The 3273-nt window shown below is 46.5% G+C and carries 5 protein-coding genes and 1 pseudogene; 3 read left to right on the top strand and 3 right to left on the bottom strand.

All coding sequences use genetic code 11. From position 1 onward, the window contains the following. Positions 1-341 precede the first annotated feature (341 nt). The 3 genes from QVO97_RS09620 (at position 342) to QVO97_RS09630 (ending at position 2510) form a co-directional block, all read left to right on the top strand. Complete coding sequence (locus QVO97_RS09620; RefSeq protein WP_369678406.1) at positions 342-617, top strand: hypothetical protein; 276 nt, start codon at positions 342-344, stop codon at positions 615-617. Then, positions 601-879 (top strand): DUF4160 domain-containing protein, encoded by a 279-nt coding sequence (locus QVO97_RS09625; RefSeq protein WP_022360121.1) that lies wholly within the window; start codon positions 601-603, stop codon positions 877-879. Before QVO97_RS09620 ends, QVO97_RS09625 begins: the two co-directional genes overlap by 17 nt. Before the next feature lie 200 nt (positions 880-1079). Further along, positions 1080-2510, top strand: coding sequence for a recombinase family protein (locus QVO97_RS09630; RefSeq protein ID WP_022360122.1), 1431 nt, complete (start codon positions 1080-1082; stop codon positions 2508-2510). Between the two features lie 59 nt (positions 2511-2569). Here QVO97_RS09630 and QVO97_RS09635 read toward each other — a convergent pair. The 3 genes and pseudogenes from QVO97_RS09635 to QVO97_RS09645 form a co-directional block, all read right to left on the bottom strand. Then, positions 2570-2662, bottom strand: a pseudogene (locus tag QVO97_RS09635) (manganese catalase family protein); the annotation flags it as partial. 3 nt (positions 2663-2665) lie between these two features. Further along, entirely contained in the window at positions 2666-2920 is a 255-nt protein-coding gene (locus QVO97_RS09640) for a spore coat protein CotJB (RefSeq protein ID WP_022360123.1), read from the bottom strand. After that, the coding region (locus tag QVO97_RS09645) for a spore coat associated protein CotJA (RefSeq protein ID WP_369678407.1) at positions 2920-3273 on the bottom strand (354 nt) is incomplete at its 5' end. The genes QVO97_RS09640 and QVO97_RS09645, both read right to left, overlap by 1 nt.

A 3273-nucleotide genomic window follows, 5' to 3' on the forward strand; every position in this document is an offset into this window, starting at 1 on the left:
TAAAAGCGCCCAGCCTTCCGGCTGGGTTTAAAGAATGTAGTAGACTTTTGTCTTAGATTTGAAACTCAGGTTATAATAAAGTGTTTTATTCGCGCGGTAATATAGCGCATACACATTGGTATTATCGTATCTTATGTATTTAACAGACAGCATAAGCTCTCACACCTTTCTATTTCCGAAAGGCTGGGCGCATTCGTCCATTATATCGGATAATGATGCTTTATTTACTTGAGAATTTATCTATCTGATTAAAGTGCTTCGGCATTTCAAAATAAACATATACAATATCGTGAAAAATCAATAACAGATAGGAGGATTTTTTTGAAATGTTATACCCTTTTATGACATTAAATGACAATACGGAAATTGTTCATTCTGAAGTAATTGAAACTTCAGGAAAAGAAGAAGTAGAAGTCCGAATTGAAAAACCCGTTGAGGGTGGTTTCTATTCTGCCACCTGCTGGCTTCCGGAATACCGCTGGGAAAGCATTCAGGGATTCTCCCAGGAAGATATTCATTATTTCCAGGATCTTATAGAATCTGTTGCCCATATTATTCTGCAGTTAGCAAGAGAAGGTGGAATTGAAGGAGGGCTCGATCATGCCGCAGGTTTTTAAAATCGCCGGATATACCGTTTATTTCTGGGTCAACGAAAACGATCCCCTTGAACCTGTCCATGTTCACATAGCCAAAGGAGTTCCTTCTCCCAACGCTACTAAGATATGGATCACAAAATCCGGAAAGTGCCTTTTGTGCCATAATAATTCAAAGATTCCGGATAAACAGCTCCGGATTATCATACAGGTCATCGAAGCCCGGAATAAATCCGTTATAGATTTATGGTATTCAACCTTTAGAGAAATTCGTTTCTACTGTTAAAGAGGATTTTGACCCCTTTAAATAGCAAAACCGCCCGGTATTGGCGTACCGAACGGCTTCACATAGATTTCTCTTACCGGATGCCCGGAAAGATATATTCAAACCTGAACACTTTGAATTATATCATTCTTTTGGGCACCTCGCAAGAGGTGTATTTTTTATACCCTTTTTTAATATTTTTATACGAAAGGATGATCGAAATGAGAATAGGTGCAGCTTATATCCGTGTCAGCACGGACGACCAGCTGGATATCAGCCCGGAATCTCAGCTGGATGAGATCCAGCGATATGCAAAATCGCATGATATTTTGATTCCAGAAGAATATATTTTCATGGAACGAACCGGACGAAGCGGCAAACGTGCCGATAACCGACCGGAATTTCAGCGGATGATCGCAACCGCTAAAGAAAAGCCACAGCCTTTTGAGGTAATCCTTGTCTGGAAATTTTCACGTTTTGCCCGGAATCAGGACGAAAGCACATTTTACAAAGGAATGCTCCGAAAGAAATTGAAGATTGATATTGAAAGCGTCTCGGAGCCCATCATGGAAGGAATGTATGGGCGGCTTATCGAAATGATTATCGAGTGGCAGGATGAGTTTTATTCTTATAACCTTGGGGTCGAAGTAAAACGCGGAATGGCAAAGAAAGCCGAACTGAAAGGATACCAGCTCGTTCCTCCGCTTGGCTATGCCGCGGTCGGGAACGGAAAGCCTTATGTGATCCGCGAGGATGAATACAAGATTGTGGAGATGATTTTCCATATGTACGCGGTTGACCGCCTGGATATGACTGCGATCGCCCGTCAGCTGAACGCTTCCGGATATCTTACGCGCCGGGGAAATCCGTTCGAGAAGCGATCAATCGACCGAATCATACAGAATCGTTTTTATGTCGGAACGGTAGAATGGAATGGTTTTTCTTTTGAAGGGACGCACAAAACAAGGGCATCCGTGACAGAATTATTTGAACAGTGCCAGGAACGCCGGAAAGCTGAATTTCGCCCCATGAGGCACCGGAACGTGTCAACATGTAAACACTGGCTCTCCGGGCTGATGAGGTGTTCTGTGTGCGGGGCAACCTTATCTTACACCGGTAGTGGAGCCGTTCCATATTTCACCTGCTGGAAATATTCCAAGGGGTTGCACCCAGAATCCTGTTCGATCAGCGTCAAGAAAATGGAACGGATTGTTCTTAGGTCCCTGGATGGCATCCTGGAAAGCGGACATTTTGAGTACACACCTGCTGCCAGCGCGTCCGGTTCCCCCGCAGATCCATCCAACGAAATCCAGTCCATACATACCCAGCTCGACCGGCTCAGGCACCAGGAAGAACGCGCCCGGATTGCCTACGAAAACGAAGTTTACACTCTGGACGAATACAAAGAAAGCAAAGCCCGCCTGCGATCAGAGATTCAGCGGCTGTCCGATGAGCTGCAGCGTCTCCTTGAACAGCCCACCGAATCTGCACCGCCGCAGAAGGAGCTTCTTGACCGCGTCCGGAACGTCCGCGATCTCCTGGCATCTCCTTCTGTGGGCTTCGAAACCAAAGGGAACGCGCTGCGGAGCATCTTGAAATGCATCATTTTCGATCGGAAGACCGAGCATTTTGATTTTCAATATTATGCATGAAATAGCGGAGAACCTTGAAAAATAAGGCTCTCCGCTTATTATAGGTTACTGCACTTTAGACCGCCATACTGGCTCATTATATATTGCGCGATCTTCGGATTCGGCGTCTTGATATTGACTGGATATTGTAATCTTTTTTCATATCTCCACATACGCTACACCTCCCCTTCCCACGGCCAGCGCTCTGTAAGCCAGGACCATGTGCATGCATCGTCCGCATCCTCGATCGTGAGCGGTCCAAACGATGCCTCATACGCTTTAACAGCTTCTTTCCGAAGTGCCACCACATACCGGTAATAATTCAGCGCATTCCTGTCATCCGGGTGGGTGTCCAGATAGAGAATCACATCATCCATTGCAAAGCTGGCATCATCAATCCGTTTCATCAATTTTCTGGCAGTCTCATTCATCAGCAGGCACCTCCCATCATAAACGGCAGATCCAGATCCGGAAAAATAGTTCCCCGCCTGAATGCGGTTTCCAGCGCATACGGCTGCTGCCAGGACTGAATCGGTACATATCCCATGCCGACCGGATAATTTCCGCCTCCCAGAAATGTCTGCGGCGGCCTGTTTCCTCCTGTCTGCGGATACGGGCGGGCAGGTCTGATTTCTGGCCCCTGCGGGCAAAATGCCCCATTTTCCGAAACAGGATGCACCGAACCAGCACAAGGTATTTCCGGCGGACAGGTTGGCGGTGCGGTATTTATGCAGCGATTGCCAGAAATGCCTGCCACCGGGCATGACATAAGAGGCATTCCCGA

Origin of the sequence: Clostridium sp. CAG:43, from assembly GCF_000434655.1 — a bacterium.
In the GTDB taxonomy this organism is placed as follows: domain Bacteria; phylum Bacillota; class Clostridia; order Lachnospirales; family Lachnospiraceae; genus Otoolea; species Otoolea fessa.